This window comes from Natrinema salifodinae (assembly GCF_900110455.1).
In the GTDB taxonomy this organism is placed as follows: Archaea; Halobacteriota; Halobacteria; order Halobacteriales; family Natrialbaceae; genus Natrinema; species Natrinema salifodinae.
The window spans coordinates 880,063-901,945 of the sequence record NZ_FOIS01000002.1 but is presented as its reverse complement, the minus strand read 5'-3'; the positions used below and the strand labels follow the sequence as shown (position 1 = coordinate 901,945).

The window sequence follows — 21,883 nt, the reverse complement described above, 5'->3', positions numbered from 1 at the left end:
CCGACCGCGGTTCTCTCGGTCGGGACGGCAACGCGGCCGATCGCGGCTCGCCGATCCTACCGCAGCTGGTACGACTCGTCTTCCTCGTCTAACTCGTCTAATTCGTCGAGCAGCAGGACTTCGTCCTGCTCGTCCTCGAGTCGGTCCTGCAGGTCGTTGACGTAGGCCTTGTACTCATCGAGCTGTTCTCGGAGGTGCTCGGCCTCGAGTTCGAGCCGCTCGTGTTCGCGGATGAACCGCTTCGGGACCTCGACGGTCGGCGGGAACGAGATCTCGTCGTCCCCGTCGCCGTCTCCGCCCGCGCTCGTGCGGGCTTCGAGTTCGTCCTCGGGGACGACTTCGACCTGGCCGTCGTGGTCGACCAACTGGTCGACGTAGTCCCGGAAGACCGCGGACAGCGAGATGTTGCGCTCTTCGGCGATCTCCTGTAGCGCTTCGAACGCGTCCTCGTTGACCCGGAACGAGATGGTCTTGTTCTTGTTCCCCATCGATGTCCTCATTCGTCGTTCACGACACTTAACAATTCGTCAGACGAGCGGGATCGACCGGTCACGAAATCAGACCGGATCCCGACTTCGCGCGCGCGACCGCCGACCCGACAGGCTATCCGCCTGGCGGCCCAACGCACTGATAATGCTTTCCGACACGCCGGGACTCCACCACGTGACGGGGATTGTCGGGGACGCCCAGACGGCGATCGACTTCTACAGCGGCGTGCTCGGCGTCCGACTGGTGACCCAAACGGTCAACTTCGAGGACATTCTCCAGCATCACCTCTATTTCGGCGACGCCGTCGGGACGCCGGGGACGGTCCTGACACACTTCCCGGACCCCTACGGCGACCCAGGTCGGGTCGGGAAACCCCAGATCGAGTCGGTTGCGTTCGTCGTCCCGGCGGATGCGCTCGAGTACTGGCGGGCGCGCCTGGCGGACCGCGACATCGCCGTCGAGGGGCCGATCGAACGGTTCGACGAGCGGGTGCTGCGGTTCGAGGACCCCGCCGGAACGAAGATCGAACTCGTCGCCGACCAGTCGGATCCGGCGGGCGTCGAGCCCTGGACTGCGGGCCCCGTTCCGGCGGAGCGCGCGATCCGCGGCTTGCACGGCGTCTCGACGCTGTCGGTTAATCCCTACGCGACCGCGGGCACGCTCGACACGCTGGGGTTCGAGTACGTCGCAGAGCGCGACAACCGCGTTCGCTACCGGGCGACCGACGAGCGAACCGCCGTCGTGGACGTGCTCGATCGCGAGGCCCCCTTCGGCCGCGAGGGGCAGGGGGCGCTCCACCACGTCGCGGTGCGTGTCCCGACCGAGGACGACCTCTACGAGTGGCACGAACTGTTCGACGATCGCGGCTACGACGTCTCGCGGGTCAAGGACCGCCACTTCTTCCACTCGCTGTACGTCCGCGAGCCCGGGGGCATCCTCTTCGAACTGGCGACCGAGACCGGCGGCGTCGCGGCGAGCGAGGACGATGCCGAACCGGGCGAATCGCTATACCTGCCCGACTGGTTCGAGGACGATCGGGACTTAATCGAGAGCCAGCTGCCGGCGCTGACGGTCCCGACGGCGGGTGAGCCGGCGGGCCGTGACGAAGACCGATGACGCGAACCGAATCGGGGCCGGGACGGCCGATGGAATCGGTGTCGGGCCCCCACGCCGGTCAGCCGCTTTTGACCGCCGGCGCGCCCGCGCTGGCCGCGGACGCGGCGCTGATCCTCTGTCACGGCCGCGGCGCGACCGCCCAGGGCGTCGTCAACCTCATGGACCCCGTCGTCCGGCACCGCCTGGCCGTCCTCGCGCCCCACGCTGAGCGCAGCCGCTGGTATCCGCGCCCGGCGACCGCGTCTCGTGCGGACAACGAGCCGTGGCTCTCCTCGAGCGTCGACTGCGTGGCCGCCGCGCTCGACGCCGCGCGAGCGATCGATATCCCGCCCGAGCGGACCGTCGTCGGCGGCTTCTCGCAAGGCGCCTGCGTCGCCGCGGAGTTCGTCCGACGGACCCCCGCTCGGTACGGCGGCCTGGTCGTCCTCTCGGGGACGCTTCCCGGATCGACCGACGAACTCGCGGCGACTGAACTCGACGGGTCGCTGGCGGAAACGCCGGTGCTGATCGGCTACGGCGGGGCGGACCCGCACGTCGACCGCGAACGCGTCGCCGAGACGGCCCGCGTCTTCGAGGCCGCGGACGCCGTGGTCGACGAGCGGCGCTATCCCGAGACGGGCCACGAGGTCACCGACGACGAGTTCGAGGCGATCGGCGGGATGCTCGACGCCGTCCTCGGAGACGGATCGCCGTAGCGGTCGCTCTCGAATTGAAACAAAACGAAGCGCCGCGAACGCGGACCGCGGGTCCGATCGTCGCTCGCAGGCGTGTTGGTGCCTTACGCGGGCGTTTCCGCGTCGGGTTCGTCGGCGTCCTCGATCTCGTCGAGGCTCTCGAGCGCCTGGATCACGTCGCGACGGTAGTTCTCGACGGGCGAGTCGTACCGCTCGCGGGCCATCTGGGCGTACTCGTTCGCCGGCGCCGTCGAACCGCTTTCGGGCGCTTCCTGCTCGTCTTCCCACTCCTCGAAGGCCGCGATGCGGTCGAGCGTGCGCTCGGCCGTTTCGACGACCCAGCGGTCGCGGGTCGCGTCGTCGACGACCGCGATGGACTCGGGGCGCACGGAGACGTTGACCGTGCCGTCGTCGGTCTCGTAGGTGCGCGGTTTGCCGACGATGGAGACGTAGGCCGGCGGCTCGGTGTCCCGGAGGACCGAGGCCGCTTCGGGCTGGTACTGACCGGCGTAGACGAAGAACGTCCCCGTCGGGTCGACGACCCGGCCGCGCCAGTACTCGCTGTCCTCGCCGACGTCCTCGGTCTCGGTCAAGGTGCCGACGATGAACACGCGGTTCGCGCGGTCGCCCGTCGGGAGCAGGGCGTAGTTGGGCGCGCGCTCGTCGTCGCTCTCCTTGAACGTGTACGTCGAATCGTTGAATTCGGATGCGAAGGCGCGACGGGCGACTTCGCGGGTGAGTTCTGCCTGACTCATATCACATCGACCTCGCTTTGATCAGCAGTTCCTCGGGATCCGCCGGCCCGTCGAGTTCCTCGACATCGTCGGCCAGGACGTAGCGGCCGAAAGTCGGCCCCTCGATGCGGTAGTAGATGCCGACGATGTCGTCCGCGATCTCGTCGGCGACGATGGTCGTGTCCAGCGCGTCCATCGCCATGTCCTTGGCCTCTTCGAGGCTCAGTCCGGTCAGCTCCTCGGTGGCGTCCTTGTCGAAGATGACCTCGTGGGCGTCGATGCCGTCGTCGACGACGGCCTTGATCCGGAGGTCGAACTCGCCTTCGACTTCGCCGTGTTCGTTACAGCGACCGTTCTGGAGGACGCGGGTGCAGTCCTCCTTCGGGCAGCGCTTGATCAGACCGCTGCCGCTTTGCATGTCGACCAGTGCGCCCTCGATCTCGCTGGTGTCGTCGCCGACCTCGAGGTCCTCGTCGAGTTCCTCGATCACGGTCGTGGAGTTGAGTTTGACCGAGTACCGGCCCTGGTACTCGTCGGTGACGACGTTGCGGAGTTCGTAGACCCCTCCTTCTTCGAGTGCGGGCAGGTCGGACTTGGCCCACTTGGTGAACTTGATCGTCCCCGTCGGGTCGCCGAGCAGGCCGACCTGGGCGACCGAGTCGCTGCGCGGGTCCCAGAGTTCGATGACCTTGGCGGTCAGATCGATCCACTCCTCGGGCTCGTCGACGTCCTCGATGTTGGCGGCCTCGCTGCCACCCCCGGCGAGGTCCTCGCGCTCGAGGCCGGCCTCTTCGAGGTAGTGGTTGGTGACGCTCCGGCGCGCCTCGTCGACCGGTACCTTGTACTCATCGACGAGCGTCGTCAGGCGCTGTTCAACGTCCTCGACGCTCACGTCGAGGTGGTCCGAAAACTGCTCGTGTATCTCGTCCGCGTGCTGTCGTACGTCGCTCATTGTGTCACGCCTCCTCCTTGGTTTCATTGGGAGGCATACGCACGTTCGCGCCGCATAGTATTTAAACTGCCGGCACCGGAGTGAAAGTGAACTGCGGGGTGAAACCGCGAGAGAGCGGTCCGAACTCCCGACCCCCGTACCGAGACCGGATCGGAAATCGAGCTACCGCCCGGCGACGTCGAGCGTCGCCTCGACGGCGTCGCCGATCGTCTCGGATCCGTCGTCGTCGACGGCGATCAGGGGCGGCCGGACCTCGTCGGACGGGATGACGCCGCGGTGGGTCAGCGCCGTCTTCGTCGCCGGCGCGAAGCCGTGGGTCGTGCAGGCCTCGAACAGCGGCGAGATCGCCTCGGCCTGGAGTTTCCGACCGCGCTCGTCGTCCGCCCGCTCGAACGCCTCCCGGAGCACCTCGGGGACGACGTTCGACAGCGCGTTGATCCCGCCGTCGGCGCCCATCCGCAGCGCGGGCACCAGCAGGGCGTCGTACCCCTGGAGACACAGGAACTCGTCGGGCGTCTTCCCCAACACCGAGAGGAAGTACGCCAGGTCGCCGCTCGAGTCCTTGATCCCGATCGCCCGCTCGTGCTCGGCGACGGCGGCCACGGTCTCGGGCTCGATGCGCTGCCCCGTACACTGCGGAATGTTGTACAGGAGAACGGGCAGCGACGCCTGGTCGAGGACCGACTCGAAGAACCGTCGGTTGCCCGCGGGCGCGTTCGCGGCGGTGAAATACGGTGCGACGATCGCCGCGGCGTCTGCGCCCGCGTCGGCGGCGCGGTCGACGGCCGCGACCGTCTCCTCGACGCTCGTCGCCGCGGCTCCCGCGACGACCGGCACGTCGGCGCGGTCGACTGTCGCCTCGACGACGCGTCGGTGCTCCTCGGCCGCCAGGCTCGGGAACTCGCCGGTCGTCCCGCAGGGGAAGACCGCGTCGATCCCGCCCGCCTGGAGGTGATCGAGCAGGTCGTTCAGGGCCGCCTGGTCGATCGATCCGTCGTCGAAGGGAGTCACCGTCGGGCAGGTGATCCCGCGGAGCGCGTCGCGGATGTCGCTGTCGTCCATGTGCGTGAGTTCAGCTACCGCGTCAAAATCGTTGTCATCGCACACGCGTCGTGCCGCGACTCGCGGCGAGCGCGCGGCGGCTGCGACGGTGGGCGACGGGCCTATGTGCCCGGCGGGCGAAGACGGAGGCGATGGCGGACCGGCGTCGGCTCGAGCGACTCCTGCGCTCGACGCTCCAGGAAGCGGGTGAACAGTACGAACAGTTCCGGAAATCGACCGACGGGCAGCTCGGGGAGGCCCGCGAGGCCTACGAGGTGGCGAAAAACGCCCGCGGGCTCCCCTCCGACGACGCCGGCCGCGCGAAGATCGTCTGCCGGCGCTACGCCGAACAGCGGGCGGCGAAGCTCGACGACGAGTACCGCCCGGCCTGTTACGAGGCGGGCCACCCCGACTGCGAGGGCTGTGCGGAAGACGTCCGCGCGGGACGGATCGAGACCTGGTAAGATGGACCGGCCAGTCGTCGCCTGCGTCCTCGCCGGCGGTATCGGCAGCCGGCTCTACCCCGCGAGCCGGAGCGACCGTCCTAAACAGTTTCTCCCCCTGGCCGACGGTCAGTCGCTGCTCTCGCGGACGATCGATCGGACGGCCTTCGCCGACGAGCGGTACGTCCTGACCCGCGACTCCTTCGCCGACGAAATCCGCGAGCACGCGCCCGAGGCCGGCGTGCTGGTCGAACCGGCGGGGAAAGACACCGGTCCGGCGCTGGTCTACGCCGCCTGGCGTCTCCGCGACCGATTCGACGAGGAGCCCGTCCTGATCTGTCTGCCCAGCGACCACCACGTCGCCGACGACGCGGCGTTCGCGGCGCGGCTCGAACGGGCCGCCGCGGTCGCCGCCGAGACCGAGGGACTCGTCACGTTAGGCGTCGAGCCGACGCGGCCGGCGACGGGGTACGGGTACATCGTCCCCGACGGCGACAGCGACGAGCGCGCGCTCGAGGACGGCGACGACTGCGTCCCCGTCGACCGCTTCACCGAGAAACCCGACCGCGAGACCGCCACACGGCTCGTCGACGCCGGCGCGTACTGGAACGCCGGGATCTTCGCCTGGTCGCCGAGCGCCGTGCTCCGCGAAGCGCGCGACTCGCCGCTCGCGCCGCTTGTCGACGCGCTCGAGGCCGGCGAGCCCGAGCGCGGATTCGACGCGGTCGACGCCGTCAGCGTCGATTACGCGATCATGGAGCGCGCGACCGACGTCTACGTGACGCCGCTGTCAGTCGGCTGGGACGATCTGGGGATCTGGGACGCCGTCGGGCGCGTCCGTGCGGCCGACGACGCGGACAACGAGGCCGTCGCGGGCGAGGTCCTCTCGCTCGAGGCCGCGGACAACGTCATCGCCGCGCCCGACGCGCACGTCTCGCTGATCGAGGTCGAGGACCTAATCGTCGCCGCCTACGACGACCGAATCCTCGTCGCCCCGCGCGAGGCGTCCCAGCGCGTCCGTGACGTCGTCGACCGGCTGCGCGAGCGCGAGTCGTTCTAACGATACCGACGCCGCGTCAGTCGTCGCGCTCCTCGTCGCTCGTCACGACTCGTTCGACCGCCCGCCGCTCGCCGTCCTCGTAGACGTAGGTCGTCCCGTCGTCCTCGTCGTGCGTCCGCCGGTGGCTCCCGTCACAGAAGGGAAACGAGTCCGAGAGCCCGCACTGGCAGACCGCAACGTCGCCTTTCTCGTCGTCGATGTCCTCCGGATCGAGCCTCCGCGGTCCCGTCTCGTCGAGTTCGACCAGGCGCGTCATCAGGACCGACTCCGGCCGCCGGTCCCAAAATACTTCGCTCGCTTCGTCCGGCGGAGGGGACCGCTCCGAGGCCTGTCACTACGGCTAGCTGTCACACACCACGTCTTTCGGGAACGACAAGGTTCTTAGTTCAGCTATCGGAAATCGGAGTAGGAACAGCCATGTGGGTTTACGCTGCGGCACTGCCGACCGCGATCGGGCTGGCGGTCGTCAAAACGCTCGTCCTCATCGTCGGCGGCGTTATCACGTTCTTCGCGTACAAGGCCTACCGCCGGACCCACCAGCCGGCGCTTCGCTATCTCGCCGTCGGGTTCGGCCTCGTTACGCTCGGCCTAGTGCTCGCCGGCATGCTCTACGAACTGCTCGGGGTGCCGCTGATGACGGGCATCTTACTCGAGAGCCTGCTGGTGTTGCTCGGCTTCCTCGTGATCGCGCGGTCGCTGTACGTGACGTGAGCGCGCGAGTGCACTCGTATTTGCCCGTTTCCCTCCGCTGATTCGTCCGATTAGCGGTCCGCCCGATAGTCGGCAGAGAGCCGATCGAACCCACAACGGTACCGAACGCCTCGACGTCGTCCCTCGCGACCACCTATATGTAAGTGACCGCCACCCCGAGTGGCGTCTATGAAGCCGAGTGGTGATCCGCGTCGCGCGGAGCTAACGGATGGTCGCGTTTCGAGTCGATTCGGTCCCGCCCCGACGAGTGATCGGCCATGAGCGGCCGCGACGAGCCGGAACTGGCCGTCGGAGCGGACGCGTTCACGCAGCAGGGAGCGGGTCTCGAGGTGGCCGTCGTCGGTGCCGGTGCCGTCGGCGCGACCGCGGCGTACGACCTCGCGCGCGAGGGCGCGGACGTGACCCTCTACGACCGCGGGAACGTCGCGAACGACGCGACCGGTCGGGCCGCGGGAATCTGCTACGACGCGTTCGCGGACGACCTCGACGCCGAAATCGCCAGCGACGCGATCGAACGGTTCCGCGCGCTCTCGGGCGACGACACTTTCCCCTTCGTCGAGTGTCCCTACGTCTGGCTCGCCCGCGAAGGCGATACGGTTCGGGCCGACGCCGTCCGCGAGCAGGTCCAGCGGATGCAGGAAAACGGCGTCGTCGCGTTCGAGATGGACGGCGACGCGCTCGCCGACCGGTTCCCCTCCTTGCGGACCGACGACGTCGAAGTCGCGGGCATCGCGGGCGCGGCGGGCTACACCGATCCGAGCCAGTACGCGGCCTGTCTCGCGGCCGCGGCCACCGGCGCCGGCGCGACCCTCGAGACCGACACGCCGGTCGAGGTTCGAACCGATCCCGCGCGGGTGATTCGACCCGACGGCACGGTCCACGAGGTGGACGCGGTGCTCGTCGCCGCCGGCGCGCGGACGAAGCAACTGCTCGCCGACGCAGAGGTGCCTCTCGCCGTGAAACCCTATCGCGTTCAGGCGCTCGTCGCCGAGGGCGACCTCGCCGAGCCGATGTGTTACGACGCGACCGGCGACTTCTACCTGCGGCCCCACGCCGAGGGGCTCCTCGCGGGCGACGGCACCGAGGAGCGCGAGGCCGACCCCGACGCCTACGACCGCGAGGCCGACCCGGATTTCGCGGACGACTTGCTCGACCGGGTTTCTCATCGGATTCCGGACGCCGACCTCGCGGTCGAGCGCACCTGGGCCGGCCTCTGTACGGCGACGCCGGACCGGGACCCGCTGGTCGGCCAGGTCCGCGACGGCCTGTACGTCGCGACCGGGTTCCAGGGCCACGGCTTCATGCGTGCGCCGGCGATCGGACAACGACTCGCAGAAGAGATCGTAAGCGGGCCGGAGTCGGAGGCGGGAATCGAGGCCTTCGATCCGACGCGGTTCGACGGCGACGAGGAGTTCGCCGTCGTGGAGGGGATGACGCTCGACCCGAACTGAGTCAGTCGTCGATGACGACCGGCTCTGTGTCTGTGTCCGTGTCTGCGTCCACGTCCGTGTTCGTCTTCGGATCCGCCTCGACATCGTCGAGGTCGTCGGTCGCAGCAATCGGCTCGGTTTGGTCGGACTCGGCGCCGTCGTCGGCGTCCTGAACCGACGCGTCCTTCGGGATCTCGACGCTTAGCGTCCCGGTTTCGGTAAGCGTCGCCGTGCCGGCGTCCGGATCGACGATCGCGTCGGCCGGCAACTCGGCCTCGCCGTTCAGCGACATTCCGCGGCCGGGAAACCGCATCTCGAACCCCTCGTGGAACTGACGGAAGCGGTCGATCCGAATCTTGACGTTACCATCGAGATAGCGAACCTGGACGTCGTCGGGTTCGGCCCCGGGGGCGTCGAAGACCACACGGTAGGCGGCGTCGTTTTCGAGGATGTCGACGGGCAGCGAGCGGTGATTCTGGACGCGTCCGTTCGCGCGTCCGAGCTGTCGGTAGAGCGCGTTACCGACCGATTTTCCGAGGTCTCGAAGGGTCACGGGATGTCACCCCTGGCGGTGCATGCGAGGCTGGCGGCGGTCGCGGGGACCGAGAGAAGGACCGTGTAGTCAGTGACAGACATGGCCGTACGAACGGCTATGACAGCCGGCTTGATATCCCTTTTGCCCAAAAGAAAAGAAACGTCTGACGGGTGACCGACGTCGGAGTAGGGTGTCCGTATCGGCGGACGTGGCCCGGCTCAGAGTTCGACCCGTTCGAGACAGTCGGTACCCCCGCAGACCGGACACGACAGCTCCGAAACGTCGAACTCGTCGGGAACGTCGTACGTGTAGTGGTTCTCGAACAGGTCGAGAAAGCAATCCTCCGCAGTACAGACGATCTCTTCCGTCGGCGGCATATCGGCACTTAGGGTGCCGAACTAATCAACATTGGCTTCACCCACGAGACTGCAGGAACCGCTCGGTCGATCGGACGCGACCGCCGACGCGCGGAGCCGAAGACGACGTGTAGTCACCGTTTTACCCGTCGAGGCGCTACCCGGAGCCATGACCGACCCCGAGACGCTGTCCGTGACGATCGTCGACGGTTACGTCGACGAACCCGCACACTTCGGGGTGCCGCCGTACATCTCGACGTATCCCCGGTACGCGGCGGGCGCGCTCGTCGACGCGGGCGTCCCCCGCGAACGGATCACCTACCACACGATCGACGGTCTCCGCGACGAGCCCGACCGCTGGCGGGACGTCGACGAGGCGGATCTCCTGATCTACCTCGGCGGGATGACCGTCCCCGGGAAGTACGTCGGCGGCACGCCGGCCGAACCCGACGAGGTCCGCAAACTCGCCTGGACCGCGAGCGGCACCAGCCTGATGGGCGGCCCCGTCAAGTTCGGCGTCGGCGACGAAAACGCCGGCGCGACGGAGACAGAACGACAGGATCTGGACTTCGACTTCGTCGCCAAGGGCGACGTCGAGGCCGCCGTCCACGACCTCGTCGTAAACGGCCTCGAAGGGTTCAACAACCGGATGCGCGACGTCGACGAGGTCTCCCGGTGGGCTCGGGAGGGCGCTTTCATCGTGGAACAGCACCCGAACCACCCCGACTACCTCATCGCCGAACTCGAGACCTCACGCGGGTGCGCGTATCGGTGTTCGTTCTGTACGGAACCGCTCTACGGCAATCCCTCGTTCCGTCCCCCGCCGACGGTCGTCGGCGAGGTCGACGCGCTCTCGGACTTCGGCGTCAAGCACTTCCGGCTGGGTCGCCAGGCGGACATCCTCGCGTACGGCGGCGACGGCGAGGCCCCCAATCCCGACGCACTCCGCCAACTCTACAGCGGCATCCGCGAGGTCGCGCCCGACCTCGAGACGCTGCATCTGGACAACATGAACCCCATCACGATCGTCGAGTGGCCCGAAAAGAGCCGCGAGGGGATCCGGATCATCGCCGAGCACAACACGCCGGGCGACACGGCGGCGTTTGGGCTCGAGTCGGCCGACCCGGTCGTCCAGGAGGAGAACAACCTCAACGTCAGCGCCGAGGAGTGCTTCGAGGCGGTCGAAATCGTCAACGAGGAGGCTGGGTGGCGACCGGGAGGGCCGAGGGACCCGAGGCCCTCCGATTGCGCGAGCGGCGCAGCCGCGAGCGCGGGCGAGGACCCCGGAGACGGTCCGAGTTTCGGTCAGGACGCTCCCAACCGCCTGCCGAAGCTGCTCCCCGGGATCAACCTGCTGCACGGTCTCAAGGGCGAGCGCGAGGAGACCTACGAGCGCAACCGCGAGTTCCTCCAGCGGGTCTACGACGAGGGGTACATGCTCCGGCGCGTGAACATCCGCCAGGTGATGGCCTTCGACGGCACCGACATGTCCGACACCGGGGCCGAGATCGCCAGGGAGCACAAGCAGCTGTTCAAGCGCTACAAGAAGCGGGTCCGCGAGGAGATCGACAATCCGATGCTCGAACGCGTCGCGCCCTCGGGGACTGTCCTGCCCGACGTCCACCTCGAATACCATCAGGACGGCAAGACCTTCGGCCGCCAGCTGGGCACCTATCCGCTGCTGGTCGGCATTCCGGGCGAACGAGAGCTCGGGCGGACGATCGACGTCGCGGTCGTCGACCACGGCTACCGCTCGGTGACCGGCGTTCCCTATCCGCTCGATCTCAACGCGGCCTCGATGGACGAACTCACCGCGATTCCCGGCGTCGGTGACAGCACCGCGGGCGATATCGTCGTCAACCGGCCCTACGAGTCCGTCGCCGATGCGAATCCGGGGACGACCTTCGATCTCTCCCGATTCGCAACCGTTCGACCGCTCGAGCGCGCGGACTGACCCCCTTCTCGGCGCGTCGGTAAGACAGTTACCCCGTCAATTGACGGCTCGGTGTCGGTAGTTCTATTATGGATGGGAATCAGAGGTGAAATAGAGGGTCTACCTGTGGAGATATCTGAAAAGCTGCTGTGTCTGTTCAGTACGGAGGTGTCGGCAGAGGAGGACCGATACGTCATCGAAGTACCACACCAGGAGGTCGAGACCGGCGATATCGATCCCGGTGAGGTCTACCGCGTCGCGCTCATCTCGCGCGAAGAGGGGGCCGCGGCCGACGACTCGACGTCGACGAAGCCCCAGAGCACGCCGTCGGAGCCGCAACCGCCGGTCGACGTGGGGGAAACCCGCTACGTCGAGATCGAAGACATCGGCAAGCAGGGCGACGGGATCGCCCGCGTCGAACGCGGCTACGTCATCATCGTCCCCGGAGCGGACGTCGGCGAACGCGTCAAGATCGAAGTCACCGAGGTCAAGTCGAACTTCGCGGTCGGCGAGATCATCGAAGACACGTTCTAAGGCGACCGCTTTGTGCTCGGGTCGGCTTCGGCGGCCGCTCGCGCAAACCCCTCGATCGAAAAGTGCCGAGCGCGCCGGAGGCGCGGGGAAACGGCACGCGAACCGCGCCGTCTAGTTGCTACTGACGTCTCTTGTAACACTATCCTGAGTCGAGTGCCCCCTCGCCGCGTGGCGAGACGAGAATCGAACGCTGCTTAGTCTTCGAGCGGCGTCCCGTCCGCCCGTTTCGCTCCTTCGGAGTCGTGGATGACGATCTCGCCAGGCGCGGGATCGACCGGTTCGTACTCGTCCCGGACGGCGATGGCTTCCTCGAGTTCGCGGACGGCGCGTTCCTTCAGCGCCCGCGCGAGGTCCTCGGCGTCCGTGCGGGAGATGTCCCGACCGAGGCCCTCGCACTCGTGGGCGCGGACGACGCCTTCCTCGTCGACCGCCTCGCCCATCGGTTGGCTGGTGCCCGCGAGCGCGACGCTGAAGGGATAGGTCCGGCAGATAAGCGGGCGGTCGTCGTGGGCGGCGCATGCGCCGGTTCCGTCGTCGGCTTCCTCGTAGAACGCGCAGTCCCCGCAGCCGTCGGTCTGGAGCGCCCACTCGAAGGTTTCCCCCTCGAGGTCGCCGTCGTCGGTCGCCGAGAGGCCGTAGGGCATCGGGCGGGCGACGTCGCGCCAGTCGTAGTCGCCGTCGTAGCTGTCACTTGCCTCTAGCTCGCGCACTTCCTCGGGGAAGACGGTCGCCGTGTGGTCGTCCTCGGCCTCGCCCGTACAGCAGGCGCCACAGCGGGTACACTCGAAGCCGATCGACTCGATCGCGTCCGCGAGGTCGTCGACCGCGAGCTGGCGAGCCTCCTCGAGTTCGGCTTCGAGCGATTGCACACCCGAGGGGAAGGAGTCGACGCTGAAAAGTCAGTCGCCCTCGTCCTCGCTCCCGCGCGTTGCCGGCGTCGCTCGTTCCCCGTCCCAGGCCAGGCGACCCTCGACGGCGAGTTTCTCGAGATGGGCGAGGACGGTCGCCCGCGCGAGGTCGCGCACGCCGGACAGATCCTTTTCGTAGGCCCCGTCGAGGATTTCGTCGAGCGTCGCGGCTCCGTCGGCGACCGCGTCGAGTACCCGCTCCTCGCGCCTGATCCGATGCGAGAGCAACCGTTCGAGGGTCGCCCGCGGCGCGTCGATGTCCGGTCCGTGACCCGGATACAGCGCCGGCGGGTCGATCGCCCAGAGGCGACGGAGCGTCGTCACGTACGCGCGCATGTCACCCTCGGGCGCGCCGACGACGACGCTGCCCTCGCGGACGGCGCAGTCGCCACAGAGGATCGGCCCGCCGCGGCCGACCGCGAGCACGACGTGATCGGGGGCGTGGCCGGGCGCATCGAGGATCCGAACCCGCTCGTCGCCGAGCGAAATCGCCGCTCCCGGCGCGAACGTGCGGTCCGGCTCGCGCCCCGTCGCGTCGCGAAACCGGTCGGCCCGCCCGTATCTGGCCCAGACCGTCGCGTCGGTCTCGTCTGCGTAGGCGTCGACGGCGCCGACGTGGTCGGGATGAGCGTGCGTGACGGCGATGTGCGCGACCTCGCGCTCGACGACCAGGCGATCGAGGTTGCCGGTTCGCGCCGCGGGGTCGACGAGGACGGCCTGGTCGCGGCCGATCAGGTAGGCGTTCGTCTCGCCGCCTGGCGCGCGCGTCGAGACCGGAACGGAACAACGAGTGACGGTGGGGCCCATACGACGAGGGTACGACCGGGCGAAAAAGGAAGTATCGGAGCGCTCGGAGTTCAGTGCTTGAGGTAGTAGACCTGTTTGCGTGCGTCGCGGAAGCTGTACCGCGAGCCGACGAGGCCGACGTCTTCGAGGCGGTTCAGCGCGTAGCGGACGGTGCGGTCGGGGAGCAGCGATTCCTCGGCGAGTTGCCCCTGCGAGAGCGGCGAGTCGGTCTCTAACACTTTCGCGACGAGCTTCGCGCTCGGGGGCAGGTCGCGGAGACGGTCGCGGTATTCGTCCTCCGAGAGAGTCTCCTCGGCGGCGGCGGCACGATCCTCGGCTGTACTCATGCTCATGTCCACGTGAGCGGAATCAGCGATGGTAAAGCTTCCCTATATGGGGATACGAATAGTCCAGTTTGTATAAGGCGTATGAATGAGGTATTAACACAGAAGCGCAACCGCCGAACACCGGCGCGTCGGGGCCCGACTCGGCGGTCGACGGCGGGCCGCGGTCGGGAGCCGTCGTGGACCGACTCCAGTATCGTTTTATCCCAGCACGACAGTAGGTTCGCCCAGTGTGAAAGGACAGGAGTGGTACCAAGCCGACGACGTCGCCGAGGAATACGACGACAAGCGGTTCTCTCAGGGCGGACAGCTGATCGACCGCCGGGAGAAAGAGGCCGTCCTCGAGGCTATCATGCCGGTCGAGGACCGGAAGGTCCTCGAGATCGCCTGTGGTACCGGGCGGTTTACGGTCATGCTGGCCCATCAGGGCGCCGACGTCGTGGGATTAGATATTTCGGCGGCGATGTTACAGCAGGGACGACGGAAAGCGCAGGACGCCGACCTCTCGGGCACACTCGAGTTTCTCCGCGGTGATGCGGGCCGGCTGCCGTTCCCAGACGATCACTTCGATACCGTCATCGCGATGCGCTTCTTCCATCTCGCGGACGATCCGGAGGCGTTCTTAGAGGAGATGCGACGGGTCTCTCGCGACCAGATCGTCTTTGACACGTTCAATCGATTCTCCGCGCGCAGCGTCTACAACTGGGCGCTCCCGATGGGATCACGGCTCTACTCGAAGAGCGAGGTGGCGGTGCTGCTCGCGAAGACCGATCTCACACTCGCCGACGTCGAGGACGATTTCCTCCTCCCCTACGGGCTCTACCGGTCGATCCCCAACGGGCTCGCCTCGCCGCTGCGGGCGATCGACAAGGCCGTCGGCGAGCTTCCAGTCACCGACCACGTCGCGTCGGTATCGTACTGGAACGCCCACGTTCGGTGATCACCGCGCGCCGATCGCCCACCCACCGACCGCCGACCGGGCTCGCAGGTCGCCGGTCACCGCTCGTCGAACGTCTCGATCGAATCCCATCTATTTACTATTCGGAGTTCCTATCGGAGGGTATGGAGCTCTCGGTAGTCGTGTCGACGCTGAACGACCGGGAGCGGTTGCTATCGTGTCTCGACGCCCTCGCGGAGCGAACGCCGCCGTCGACCGAGATTATCGTCGTCAACGGCCCGTCTTCGGACGGGACCACCGGCGTCGTCCGCGAGCGCGACGACGTCGACGTTCTCGTCGAAATCTCCGAACGGAACCTCGGCGTCTCTCGGAACGCCGGCTTCGAGCAGGCGACCGGCGACGTCGTCGCCTTCCTCGACGGCGAGTACGCGATCGACCACAGCTGGTACGCGGCCGTCGACCAGGCGATGGGCGAGCGCGCGGACGTCGTCACCGGCCCCGTCACCGGCAGGCCGGTCGACGCGGACCTCCGGTCGCCGCGGCGCGTCGCGGGTCGGGAGGTCACGCACTTCCACGGGGACAACGTCGCCTTCGAGCGGACGGTGCTGGAGGCCTTGGACGGGTTCGACGAGTACCTCGAGAAGGAGAGCGAGCGCGACTGCGCTCACCGCGTCTCCGGGCTCGGGTTCGAGGTGTCGTGGGACGCCGCGATGGCCGCCCGCTGTGAGGTCGGGACCGACGGCGGCCGCGCGGACCCCGACTGGGGGGCGGCCTACCGGTCGCTGGCGTACCGACTGCTGAAGAATTACGGGCCGCGGCCGAGCGTTCTCGCTCGGACCGCCGGCAGCGCGCTCCGAGACGGCGTCGCCAGCGTTCGCCGGCTCGCGTCCGGCGAGGCCGCCCCGACGGACTGGGCCGACGACGGCACCGACGTCGTCGCGAACCTCAGCCGCGGGCTCTGGGACGGCGTCCGCGCCCGCTACGCCGACCGCTCGAGTCGGCGCAATCCCAACGGCCTCTCGACGCGACACGACCGCGCGGTCCGGATCTACGACCGCCGTTGAATCTTGTCGCTAGCGAAGAACCATCTAGTTTTACCGTCTGCCGAGCGACCACGTCGCCATGAGCGAGCCGACCGCCGATCCGCGGCGCACGGAGTCGAACCGTATCGGACCGGGCCGAGGCCAGAAGGTAGATCCGGGTCTTGCTCCGGATTCGTCTGCAGACGCGGGCTCAGGCGTCTCCACGAACCGAGTGGGTGATCGCGCGTGACCGAGATCCGTGACCGGGACCGCCTGGCGGCGACCGAGGCCCGGGACGTCGCGCTCGACTGTCTGGAAGCGGGCATCGAGGCGGGCCACCCGCGGACGGTCGTCCGCGACGCCGTCTCGCTCGAAGACGGGACCCTTCGCATCGCGGACGCCGCGTACGACCTCGACGAGTACGACGAGGTCGTCGTACTCGGCGGGGGCAACGCCGCGGCCCACGTCGCCGCGACGCTCGAGGAATTGCTCGGCGACCGGATCGACCGTGGTATCGTCGTGACGGACGACCCGGTAGCGACGGAGCGGGTCGCGGTCCGCGAAGGCGACCACCCCGTCCCGAGCGAGCGCGGCGTCGAGGCCACGCGCGAACTGCTGGCGGAAGCGGACGCGGCCGACGAAGACGCGCTCGTCCTGGCGGCGATCACCGGCGGCGGCAGCGCGCTCATGCCCGCGCCCGCCGGCGACGTCTCGCTCGCGGACCTCCAGGCGACGACCGACGATCTGCTCGCGAGCGGGGCCGATATCGGCGAGATCAACGCGGTCCGCAAGCACCTCTCGGCGCTGAAGGGCGGGCGCTTAGCGCGCCGGGCCGCGCCCGCGACGGTCGCCTCGCTGATCCTCAGCGACGTGGTCGGGAACGACCTGAGTGTGATCGCGAGCGGCCCCGTCGCGCCCGACGCGTCGACGTTCGACGACGCGCTCGCGGTCCTCGACCGGTACGAGATCGACGCGCCTGCGGCCGTTTCGGACCGCCTCGAACGCGGCGCGGCCGGCGAGGTGTCCGAGACGCCCGGTCCCGACGATCCCGCGTTCGAACGCGTATCGAACCACGTCGTCGCCGACGGGATGACGGTGCTGGAGGCGGCCCGCGAGGCCGCGGCCGAGCGCGGCTACGAGCCGCTCGTGCTCTCCTCGCGGGTCCGCGGCGAGGCCCGCGACGCGGCCACCGCACACGTCGCGATCGCCGAGGAGGTCCGGGCTACGGGCACGCCCGTGGAACCGCCGGCCGTACTCCTCTCCGGCGGTGAGACGACGGTGACGCTCCGCGGCGACGGAACGGGCGGGCCGAATCAGGAGTTCGCGACGAGCGCGGCGCTCGAACTCGCGGGCGACAGTCGGGGCGAAGACAGCGGCGAAAGCGGGAACGGCACCGGAAACGAGAGCTCGATCACCGTCGCCGCGGTCGATACCGACGGCATCGACGGCGCGTCCGACGCCGCCGGCGCGATCGTCGACGAGACGACCGTCGACGAGCCGGCGGCCGCGCGCCAGGCGCTCGCGGAAAACGACGTCTATCCGTATCTCGACGAGCGGAACGGACTCCTTCTTACGGGGCCGACCGGAACGAACCTGAACGATCTGCGGGTGCTGGTCGTCGAATAGGAACGGGAATCGAAATCGGAATCGAATCGGGGCGGCTCAGACGATCATTCCCGCCACGTTCCGCAGGACGACGATCCAGAGGATGCTCGAGACGCCGAGCACCAGCGTCGCGAGCGTCCAGGCCTGGTAGGCCGTCGGCGTCTCCATGTCGGTGAACTCCGTGATGATCCAGAAGTAGGAGTCGTTGGCGTGGCTGACGGTCATGCTCCCGGCCCCGATCGCGAGGACGGTGAAGACCTGGCCGATCTCGGTGTCGAGGCCGAGCGAGCCAAGCAGCGGCGCGACCAGGCTGGCGGTGGTCAGGATCGCGACCGTTGAGGAGCCGAGTGCCGACTTCATCGCCGCGGCGACGACGAACGCGGCGAACAGGCCGATACCGAGGCCGCCCAGCGTGTCGGTGATGAACGCCTCGAGCGGGAGCGCCGAGAGGACCTCCCCGAACGCGCCGCCGGCGCCGGTGACGGCGAGGATTACGGCGGCGTTCGTGATGCCGTCGGAGACCCAGTCGTCGATCACGTCGCGCTCGAACTGCGGCACGATGCCGAAGGCGATGAACGCGCCGATGAGCAGTGCGACCGCGGGGTCACCGAGGAACAGCAGCCAGCGCTGGAGCGTCCCGGTGATCAGTTCCGGATTCTCCGCCTCGGGATAGGCGGCGATCGAGCCCAGCGCGATGAGCGCGATGGGGACGAGCAGCGGCGCGAACGACGCCGCGGGCGAGGGTAAGGTCCCGTACTCGTCTTTGATCTCTTCGATGGTCATCTCCGGGTTCGGATCGATGTGGTAGTTCGATGCGACCTTATCGGCCCAGATCGCGGCGACGAAGACGATCGGCGCGCTGACCAGGATGCCGGCCAGCATGACTAGGCCGATATCCGCGCCGACGATCCCCGCGGCCGCGATCGGACCCGGCGTCGGCGGGACGAAGACGTGAGTGACGTAGAGGCCGCCTGCCAGCGCCACGCCGAGCGTCGACAGCGAGAGCCCGGAACGCTGGGCGAGCGAGCGGTTCAGTCCGGAGAGGATGACGAACCCGGAGTCACAGAACACCGGAATGCTGACGATACTGCCGGTGATCGCCATCACTTCGGTCGTGTACTTCTCGCCGACGTAATCGAGGATCGTCTCCGCGATGACGATCGCCGCACCCGACCGTTCGAGACAGGTGCCGATGATCGTCCCGGCGATGATGACGATGCCGATGTAGCCGAGGATCCCGCCGAACCCGTCGGTCACCAGCGAGGCGACCTCCGCGGGATCGAGTCCCGCGGCCAGGCCGGTCAGGTACGCGGCGATCAGCAGCGCCAGGAACGCGTGCAGATCTAACTTCGCCGTCGCGAGGATGATAAATGCCACCGCGGCGGCGAGCAACAGTATCAGTGCGAATCCGTCGAGCATGCACCTGTCTCCCACTCATGAAATATGATGAATGTATCGATCCCTCAGCTGTCGTTATTTTCGACAGACGTTTTCACGGCGGATCCAGCGGGCGAACAGTGCGAATCGAACCACAGGACCTCTAAGATAGAAATTATATTCGGCTGACTGAGTGTTGTTCCGGCTGCGGCAGAGGTGAGTCCCGAGACCGGTGCTGGGAGCGGGGAATCGCCCGTCTCGCTCCGAGCGTAGCGCTCGCGGGAGCGCTTACCGTCCGGCGGGTGCGATGGCGACGCCGGCTCAGACGCCAGCGGTGGGCGCGAGCGCGTCGATCACGCGGCAGGCATTCTTCGAGAAGGCGCGGCGGAGCATATCTTCCGAGACGTCCAAGGTGAGGATCTCCATCACGCCGACGTTGGGATGACAGGCGGGCGCGCCGCTGCCGAAGAACACGCGGTCGGGATGTTCTAGGACCGCGCGTTCGAGTTCCTCGCGGTAGCGGACGAAGCTCGACTCGAGATAACAGTTATCGTACTCCTCCAAGAAGCCGATCATCTCGTTCATGAGCGCCCGATCCAGGGGATGGCCCCCGAAGCGGCCGACGACGACCGGGAACGAGCGATCGAGCAGCGTCGCCGCGAGCGTCGCGGGCGGCGCGTCGACGCCGCCGCGGACGATCACCGGCAGCCCGACGTCCTCGAGGGCCGCGAGGACGTCCTCGTCGGGGTAGTTGTCGACCGCGGGATCGAGGACGAACCCGTGGAACCGGTCGTCGTACGCATACTTCTCGACGTCGTCGGGGGTCGTGTGGTACTCCTTACGGCTGCTCACGGCGTTTCGCAGCCGTCCCGTCGGATTCCGTCCCGGTGTCTGGGTCCCGTTGATCCTGGCGAAGGCGACGAACGGCCGGTCGACGCTGCGCCTGGCGACGCCGTTGTTCGGTGCGACGTAGCTCGTCTCGGGTTGGGAGGGCGGAAAGACGACGGCCTTCGTGATCCCCGCCTGGTGCATCTCCCGCTCGAGTCGGTCGGCCGTGATCGTTCGATTTCGGGGTCCCCCGCTGCCGTCCGCCCGCGGCAGTCGCGTCGCGACGTCGACGACGCGAAATTCGTGTTCCAGCTCCAGCATTCCCATCGGAGTCTTCCGAGCGGACCTATATTTTGCTACCGGCTCCGCAGCGGGCCGTCCCGTCGGGGATTCGCGCGCGCAATCGCAAGACGGGGCGGCGTTTGGAGGGAAAGAATTATATAGAAGTGCTGACGACATGGTTAGTGAGGATCAACGATGGCACAACAGCGACGCATGGGCGGACAGCCTATGTTCATTTTGAGCGAGGATAGCCAGCGAACGCAGGGTCGCGACGCGCAGTCGTCGAACATCATGGCCGGCAAGGCCGTGGCCGAGTCGGTACGCACGACGCTCGGGCCCCGCGGGATGGACAAGATGCTCGTCGATTCCGGCGGGGATGTCGTCATCACGAACGACGGTGCGACCATCCTCAACGAGATGGATATCGAGCATCCCGCGGCCCAGATGATCGTCGAAGTCGCCGACTCCCAGGAAGAAGAAGTCGGTGACGGCACGACGACCGCGGCCGTGATCGCCGGGAATCTGCTCGGCGAGGCCGAGGACCTCATCGAGCAGGACGTCCACCCGACGACGATCGTCGAGGGCTACCACCAGGCCGCCGAGATCGCGCTCGACGCGATCGCCGAGCAGGTCAACGAGGCCGACGTCGACGACGAGATCCTCCGGCAGGTCGCCGAGTCGAGCATGACCGGCAAGGGCACCGGCGGCCTCACCGCCGAATCGCTGGCTGAGACGGTCGTCGAGGCCGTCCGCCACGTCAACACCGACGAGGGCGTCAAGCGGGACAACGTCACTGTCCACACCCAGATCGGCGCCTCGTCGAACGCGACCGAGCTCGTCCCCGGCATCATCGTCGACGAGGAACCCGTTCACGACGCGATGCCCAACGCGGTCGAGGACGCCTCGATCGCCATCCTCGACGTCGAACTCGGCGTCCGCACCGGCGACGTCGACGCTGAGTACGCCATCGACTCGATCGACCAGCTCAACGCTGCCATCGACGCCGAGGAGAGCGAACTCGACAACTACGCCGAGACCGTCGCCGACAGCGGGGCCGACGTCGTCTTCACCACCGAGGACGTCGACGACCGTGTCGCCACCGCCCTGGCCAACGAGGACATCCTGGTCTTCGAGGGCCTCGGCGACAGCGACGCCCGCAAGGTCGCGTCCGCGACCGGCGCCACCCGCGTCGGCGTCCTCGAGGACCTCGAGGCGGACGACTTCGGCGCGGCCGACCGGATCGCCGCCGAAACCGTCGGCGACGACGACCTCGCGTTCGTCGAGGGCGGTGCGGCCGCCGAGACCGTCACCGTCTTCGTCCGCGGCGGCACCGAACACGTCGTCGACGAACTCGAGCGCGCCATCGGTGACGCCTTGGACGTCGTCGCGACCGCGCTCGAATCCGGCGAGGTCGTCCCCGGCGCCGGCGCGACCGAGATCGCCATCGCGGACAAGATCCGCGAGGAAGCCGCCGGCATCGAGGGCCGCAAGCAACTCGCCGTGACGGCCTTCGCCGACGCGCTCGACGTCGTCCCGCGCACGCTCGCGGCCAACACCGGCTGGGACCCCATCGACGCGCTCGTGGACCTCCGCGCTGCCCACGAGTCCGAGGGCCGGGCCGGCCTGGTCACCGACGGCGACGAAGTCACGATCGACGATCCGTTCGAACACGGCGTCGTCGACCCCGCCGACGTCAAGCGCGAAGCCGTCGAGAGCGCGACCGAGGCCGCCACGATGATCGTCCGCATCGACGACGTCATCGCCGCCGAGTAACGTCGCTGTTCACCACGAATCGCCGTTTTTTCGCGCGCTAATCGACGGCCGG

At 68.0% G+C, this 21,883-nt stretch carries 24 protein-coding genes; 12 read left to right on the top strand and 12 right to left on the bottom strand.

The annotated features are described in order from the left end of the window. Positions 1-56: 56 nt before the first annotated feature. Positions 57-488 carry a DUF8146 domain-containing protein gene (locus tag BMY29_RS09830; RefSeq protein ID WP_049990119.1) on the bottom strand — a complete coding sequence of 144 codons (432 nt, stop codon included), beginning with the start codon at positions 486-488 and terminating at the stop codon, positions 57-59. 145 nt (positions 489-633) lie between these two features. Here BMY29_RS09830 and BMY29_RS09825 point away from each other — a divergent pair, with 145 nt between their 5' ends. Then, positions 634-1,605, top strand: a complete 972-nt coding sequence (locus BMY29_RS09825) for a VOC family protein (RefSeq protein WP_049990120.1) — start codon at positions 634-636, stop codon at positions 1,603-1,605. After that, positions 1,602-2,300 carry an alpha/beta hydrolase gene (locus tag BMY29_RS09820; RefSeq protein WP_049990121.1) on the top strand — a complete coding sequence of 233 codons (699 nt, stop codon included), beginning with the start codon at positions 1,602-1,604 and terminating at the stop codon, positions 2,298-2,300. Before BMY29_RS09825 ends, BMY29_RS09820 begins: the two co-directional genes overlap by 4 nt. A gap of 83 nt (positions 2,301-2,383) precedes the next feature. On the opposite strand, the gene BMY29_RS09815 is transcribed toward BMY29_RS09820, so the two are convergent. The 3 genes from BMY29_RS09815 to BMY29_RS09805 form a co-directional block, all read right to left on the bottom strand. Further along, complete coding sequence (locus tag BMY29_RS09815; RefSeq protein ID WP_049990122.1) at positions 2,384-3,034, bottom strand: RPA family protein; 651 nt, start codon at positions 3,032-3,034, stop codon at positions 2,384-2,386. Between the two features lies 1 nt (position 3,035). Continuing rightward, complete coding sequence (locus tag BMY29_RS09810; protein ID WP_049990123.1) at positions 3,036-3,965, bottom strand: replication factor A; 930 nt, start codon at positions 3,963-3,965, stop codon at positions 3,036-3,038. A 162-nt stretch (positions 3,966-4,127) separates the two neighbouring features. After that, complete coding sequence (locus BMY29_RS09805) at positions 4,128-5,027, bottom strand: dihydrodipicolinate synthase family protein (protein WP_049990124.1); 900 nt, start codon at positions 5,025-5,027, stop codon at positions 4,128-4,130. A 131-nt stretch (positions 5,028-5,158) separates the two neighbouring features. Here BMY29_RS09805 and BMY29_RS09800 point away from each other — a divergent pair, with 131 nt between their 5' ends. Both BMY29_RS09800 and BMY29_RS09795 read left to right on the top strand, forming a co-directional pair. Next, complete coding sequence (locus tag BMY29_RS09800; RefSeq protein WP_049990203.1) at positions 5,159-5,470, top strand: DUF7091 family protein; 312 nt, start codon at positions 5,159-5,161, stop codon at positions 5,468-5,470. 1 nt (position 5,471) lies between these two features. Continuing rightward, the gene (locus BMY29_RS09795; protein WP_049990125.1) at positions 5,472-6,509 is read left to right on the top strand and encodes a mannose-1-phosphate guanylyltransferase; all 1,038 of its coding nucleotides are present in this window, start codon (positions 5,472-5,474) and stop codon (positions 6,507-6,509) included. 16 nt (positions 6,510-6,525) lie between these two features. On the opposite strand, the gene BMY29_RS09790 is transcribed toward BMY29_RS09795, so the two are convergent. Then, positions 6,526-6,765, bottom strand: coding sequence for a CDGSH iron-sulfur domain-containing protein (locus BMY29_RS09790; protein ID WP_049990126.1), 240 nt, complete (start codon positions 6,763-6,765; stop codon positions 6,526-6,528). A 161-nt stretch (positions 6,766-6,926) separates the two neighbouring features. Between BMY29_RS09790 and BMY29_RS09785 the strand changes: the two genes are divergently transcribed. Both BMY29_RS09785 and BMY29_RS09780 read left to right on the top strand, forming a co-directional pair. Continuing rightward, on the top strand, positions 6,927-7,220 hold the full coding sequence (locus BMY29_RS09785) for a DUF7521 family protein (RefSeq protein ID WP_049990127.1): 294 nt from the start codon (positions 6,927-6,929) through the stop codon (positions 7,218-7,220). Positions 7,221-7,477: 257 nt separating this feature from the next. Further along, positions 7,478-8,671, top strand: coding sequence for an NAD(P)/FAD-dependent oxidoreductase (locus BMY29_RS09780; RefSeq protein ID WP_049990128.1), 1,194 nt, complete (start codon positions 7,478-7,480; stop codon positions 8,669-8,671). A 1-nt stretch (position 8,672) separates the two neighbouring features. On the opposite strand, the gene BMY29_RS09775 is transcribed toward BMY29_RS09780, so the two are convergent. Both BMY29_RS09775 and BMY29_RS21020 read right to left on the bottom strand, forming a co-directional pair. Next, positions 8,673-9,203: an Hsp20/alpha crystallin family protein gene (locus BMY29_RS09775; RefSeq protein ID WP_049990129.1), complete on the bottom strand. Its 531-nt coding sequence runs from the start codon at positions 9,201-9,203 to the stop codon at positions 8,673-8,675. Positions 9,204-9,403: 200 nt separating this feature from the next. Continuing rightward, a complete protein-coding gene (locus tag BMY29_RS21020; RefSeq protein WP_173424904.1) occupies positions 9,404-9,562 on the bottom strand; it encodes a DUF7559 family protein in 159 nt (52 codons plus the stop codon). A gap of 148 nt (positions 9,563-9,710) precedes the next feature. Between BMY29_RS21020 and BMY29_RS09770 the strand changes: the two genes are divergently transcribed. Beyond that, the gene (locus BMY29_RS09770) at positions 9,711-11,495 is read left to right on the top strand and encodes a radical SAM protein (protein ID WP_049990130.1); all 1,785 of its coding nucleotides are present in this window, start codon (positions 9,711-9,713) and stop codon (positions 11,493-11,495) included. Between the two features lie 105 nt (positions 11,496-11,600). Then, positions 11,601-12,008: a TRAM domain-containing protein gene (locus BMY29_RS09765; RefSeq protein ID WP_049990131.1), complete on the top strand. Its 408-nt coding sequence runs from the start codon at positions 11,601-11,603 to the stop codon at positions 12,006-12,008. 194 nt (positions 12,009-12,202) lie between these two features. Here the strand turns inward: BMY29_RS09765 and BMY29_RS09760 are convergent, their stop codons facing one another. The 3 genes from BMY29_RS09760 to BMY29_RS09750 are packed head-to-tail and all read right to left on the bottom strand — an operon-like array spanning position 12,203 to position 14,055. Continuing rightward, entirely contained in the window at positions 12,203-12,877 is a 675-nt protein-coding gene (locus tag BMY29_RS09760) for a YkgJ family cysteine cluster protein (RefSeq protein ID WP_049990132.1), read from the bottom strand. A gap of 30 nt (positions 12,878-12,907) precedes the next feature. After that, positions 12,908-13,723, bottom strand: coding sequence for an MBL fold metallo-hydrolase (locus BMY29_RS09755; protein WP_049990133.1), 816 nt, complete (start codon positions 13,721-13,723; stop codon positions 12,908-12,910). A 50-nt stretch (positions 13,724-13,773) separates the two neighbouring features. Then, the gene (locus BMY29_RS09750; protein ID WP_049990134.1) at positions 13,774-14,055 is read right to left on the bottom strand and encodes a MarR family transcriptional regulator; all 282 of its coding nucleotides are present in this window, start codon (positions 14,053-14,055) and stop codon (positions 13,774-13,776) included. A gap of 223 nt (positions 14,056-14,278) precedes the next feature. Here BMY29_RS09750 and BMY29_RS09745 point away from each other — a divergent pair, with 223 nt between their 5' ends. The 3 genes from BMY29_RS09745 to BMY29_RS09735 all read left to right on the top strand — a co-directional run bounded on the left by BMY29_RS09745 (position 14,279) and on the right by BMY29_RS09735 (position 17,592). Then, the gene (locus BMY29_RS09745; RefSeq protein WP_049990135.1) at positions 14,279-14,986 is read left to right on the top strand and encodes a class I SAM-dependent methyltransferase; all 708 of its coding nucleotides are present in this window, start codon (positions 14,279-14,281) and stop codon (positions 14,984-14,986) included. A gap of 122 nt (positions 14,987-15,108) precedes the next feature. Further along, entirely contained in the window at positions 15,109-16,008 is a 900-nt protein-coding gene (locus BMY29_RS09740) for a glycosyltransferase family 2 protein (protein WP_049990136.1), read from the top strand. 204 nt (positions 16,009-16,212) lie between these two features. Then, entirely contained in the window at positions 16,213-17,592 is a 1,380-nt protein-coding gene (locus tag BMY29_RS09735) for a glycerate kinase type-2 family protein (RefSeq protein ID WP_241471277.1), read from the top strand. Positions 17,593-17,628: 36 nt separating this feature from the next. Here BMY29_RS09735 and BMY29_RS09730 read toward each other — a convergent pair whose 3' ends face one another. Then, positions 17,629-18,990 (bottom strand): GntP family permease, encoded by a 1,362-nt coding sequence (locus BMY29_RS09730; RefSeq protein WP_049990137.1) that lies wholly within the window; start codon positions 18,988-18,990, stop codon positions 17,629-17,631. 279 nt (positions 18,991-19,269) lie between these two features. Further along, complete coding sequence (locus BMY29_RS09725) at positions 19,270-20,097, bottom strand: amidohydrolase family protein (protein ID WP_049990138.1); 828 nt, start codon at positions 20,095-20,097, stop codon at positions 19,270-19,272. 189 nt (positions 20,098-20,286) lie between these two features. On the opposite strand from BMY29_RS09725, the gene thsA reads away from it, so the two are divergent. Next, on the top strand, positions 20,287-21,831 hold the full coding sequence (gene thsA / locus BMY29_RS09720) for a thermosome subunit alpha (protein ID WP_049990139.1): 1,545 nt from the start codon (positions 20,287-20,289) through the stop codon (positions 21,829-21,831). Positions 21,832-21,883 lie beyond the last annotated feature (52 nt).

Coding starts and splice junctions, on each gene's coding strand:
- BMY29_RS21020 (WP_173424904.1), bottom strand. CDS start 9,562: ATGCCGCCGACGGAAGAGATCGTCTGTACTGCGGAGGATTGCTTTCTC.
- BMY29_RS09805 (WP_049990124.1), bottom strand. CDS start 5,027: ATGGACGACAGCGACATCCGCGACGCGCTCCGCGGGATCACCTGCCCG.
- BMY29_RS09725 (WP_049990138.1), bottom strand. CDS start 20,097: ATGCTGGAGCTGGAACACGAATTTCGCGTCGTCGACGTCGCGACGCGA.
- BMY29_RS09815 (WP_049990122.1), bottom strand. CDS start 3,034: ATGAGTCAGGCAGAACTCACCCGCGAAGTCGCCCGTCGCGCCTTCGCA.
- BMY29_RS09755 (WP_049990133.1), bottom strand. CDS start 13,723: ATGGGCCCCACCGTCACTCGTTGTTCCGTTCCGGTCTCGACGCGCGCG.
- BMY29_RS09770 (WP_049990130.1), top strand. CDS start 9,711: ATGACCGACCCCGAGACGCTGTCCGTGACGATCGTCGACGGTTACGTC.
- BMY29_RS09780 (WP_049990128.1), top strand. CDS start 7,478: ATGAGCGGCCGCGACGAGCCGGAACTGGCCGTCGGAGCGGACGCGTTC.
- BMY29_RS09790 (WP_049990126.1), bottom strand. CDS start 6,765: ATGACGCGCCTGGTCGAACTCGACGAGACGGGACCGCGGAGGCTCGAT.
- BMY29_RS09825 (WP_049990120.1), top strand. CDS start 634: ATGCTTTCCGACACGCCGGGACTCCACCACGTGACGGGGATTGTCGGG.
- BMY29_RS09800 (WP_049990203.1), top strand. CDS start 5,159: ATGGCGGACCGGCGTCGGCTCGAGCGACTCCTGCGCTCGACGCTCCAG.
- BMY29_RS09750 (WP_049990134.1), bottom strand. CDS start 14,055: ATGAGCATGAGTACAGCCGAGGATCGTGCCGCCGCCGCCGAGGAGACT.
- BMY29_RS09810 (WP_049990123.1), bottom strand. CDS start 3,965: ATGAGCGACGTACGACAGCACGCGGACGAGATACACGAGCAGTTTTCG.
- BMY29_RS09730 (WP_049990137.1), bottom strand. CDS start 18,990: ATGCTCGACGGATTCGCACTGATACTGTTGCTCGCCGCCGCGGTGGCA.
- BMY29_RS09820 (WP_049990121.1), top strand. CDS start 1,602: ATGACGCGAACCGAATCGGGGCCGGGACGGCCGATGGAATCGGTGTCG.
- BMY29_RS09795 (WP_049990125.1), top strand. CDS start 5,472: ATGGACCGGCCAGTCGTCGCCTGCGTCCTCGCCGGCGGTATCGGCAGC.
- thsA (WP_049990139.1), top strand. CDS start 20,287: ATGTTCATTTTGAGCGAGGATAGCCAGCGAACGCAGGGTCGCGACGCG.
- BMY29_RS09785 (WP_049990127.1), top strand. CDS start 6,927: ATGTGGGTTTACGCTGCGGCACTGCCGACCGCGATCGGGCTGGCGGTC.
- BMY29_RS09830 (WP_049990119.1), bottom strand. CDS start 488: ATGGGGAACAAGAACAAGACCATCTCGTTCCGGGTCAACGAGGACGCG.
- BMY29_RS09740 (WP_049990136.1), top strand. CDS start 15,109: ATGGAGCTCTCGGTAGTCGTGTCGACGCTGAACGACCGGGAGCGGTTG.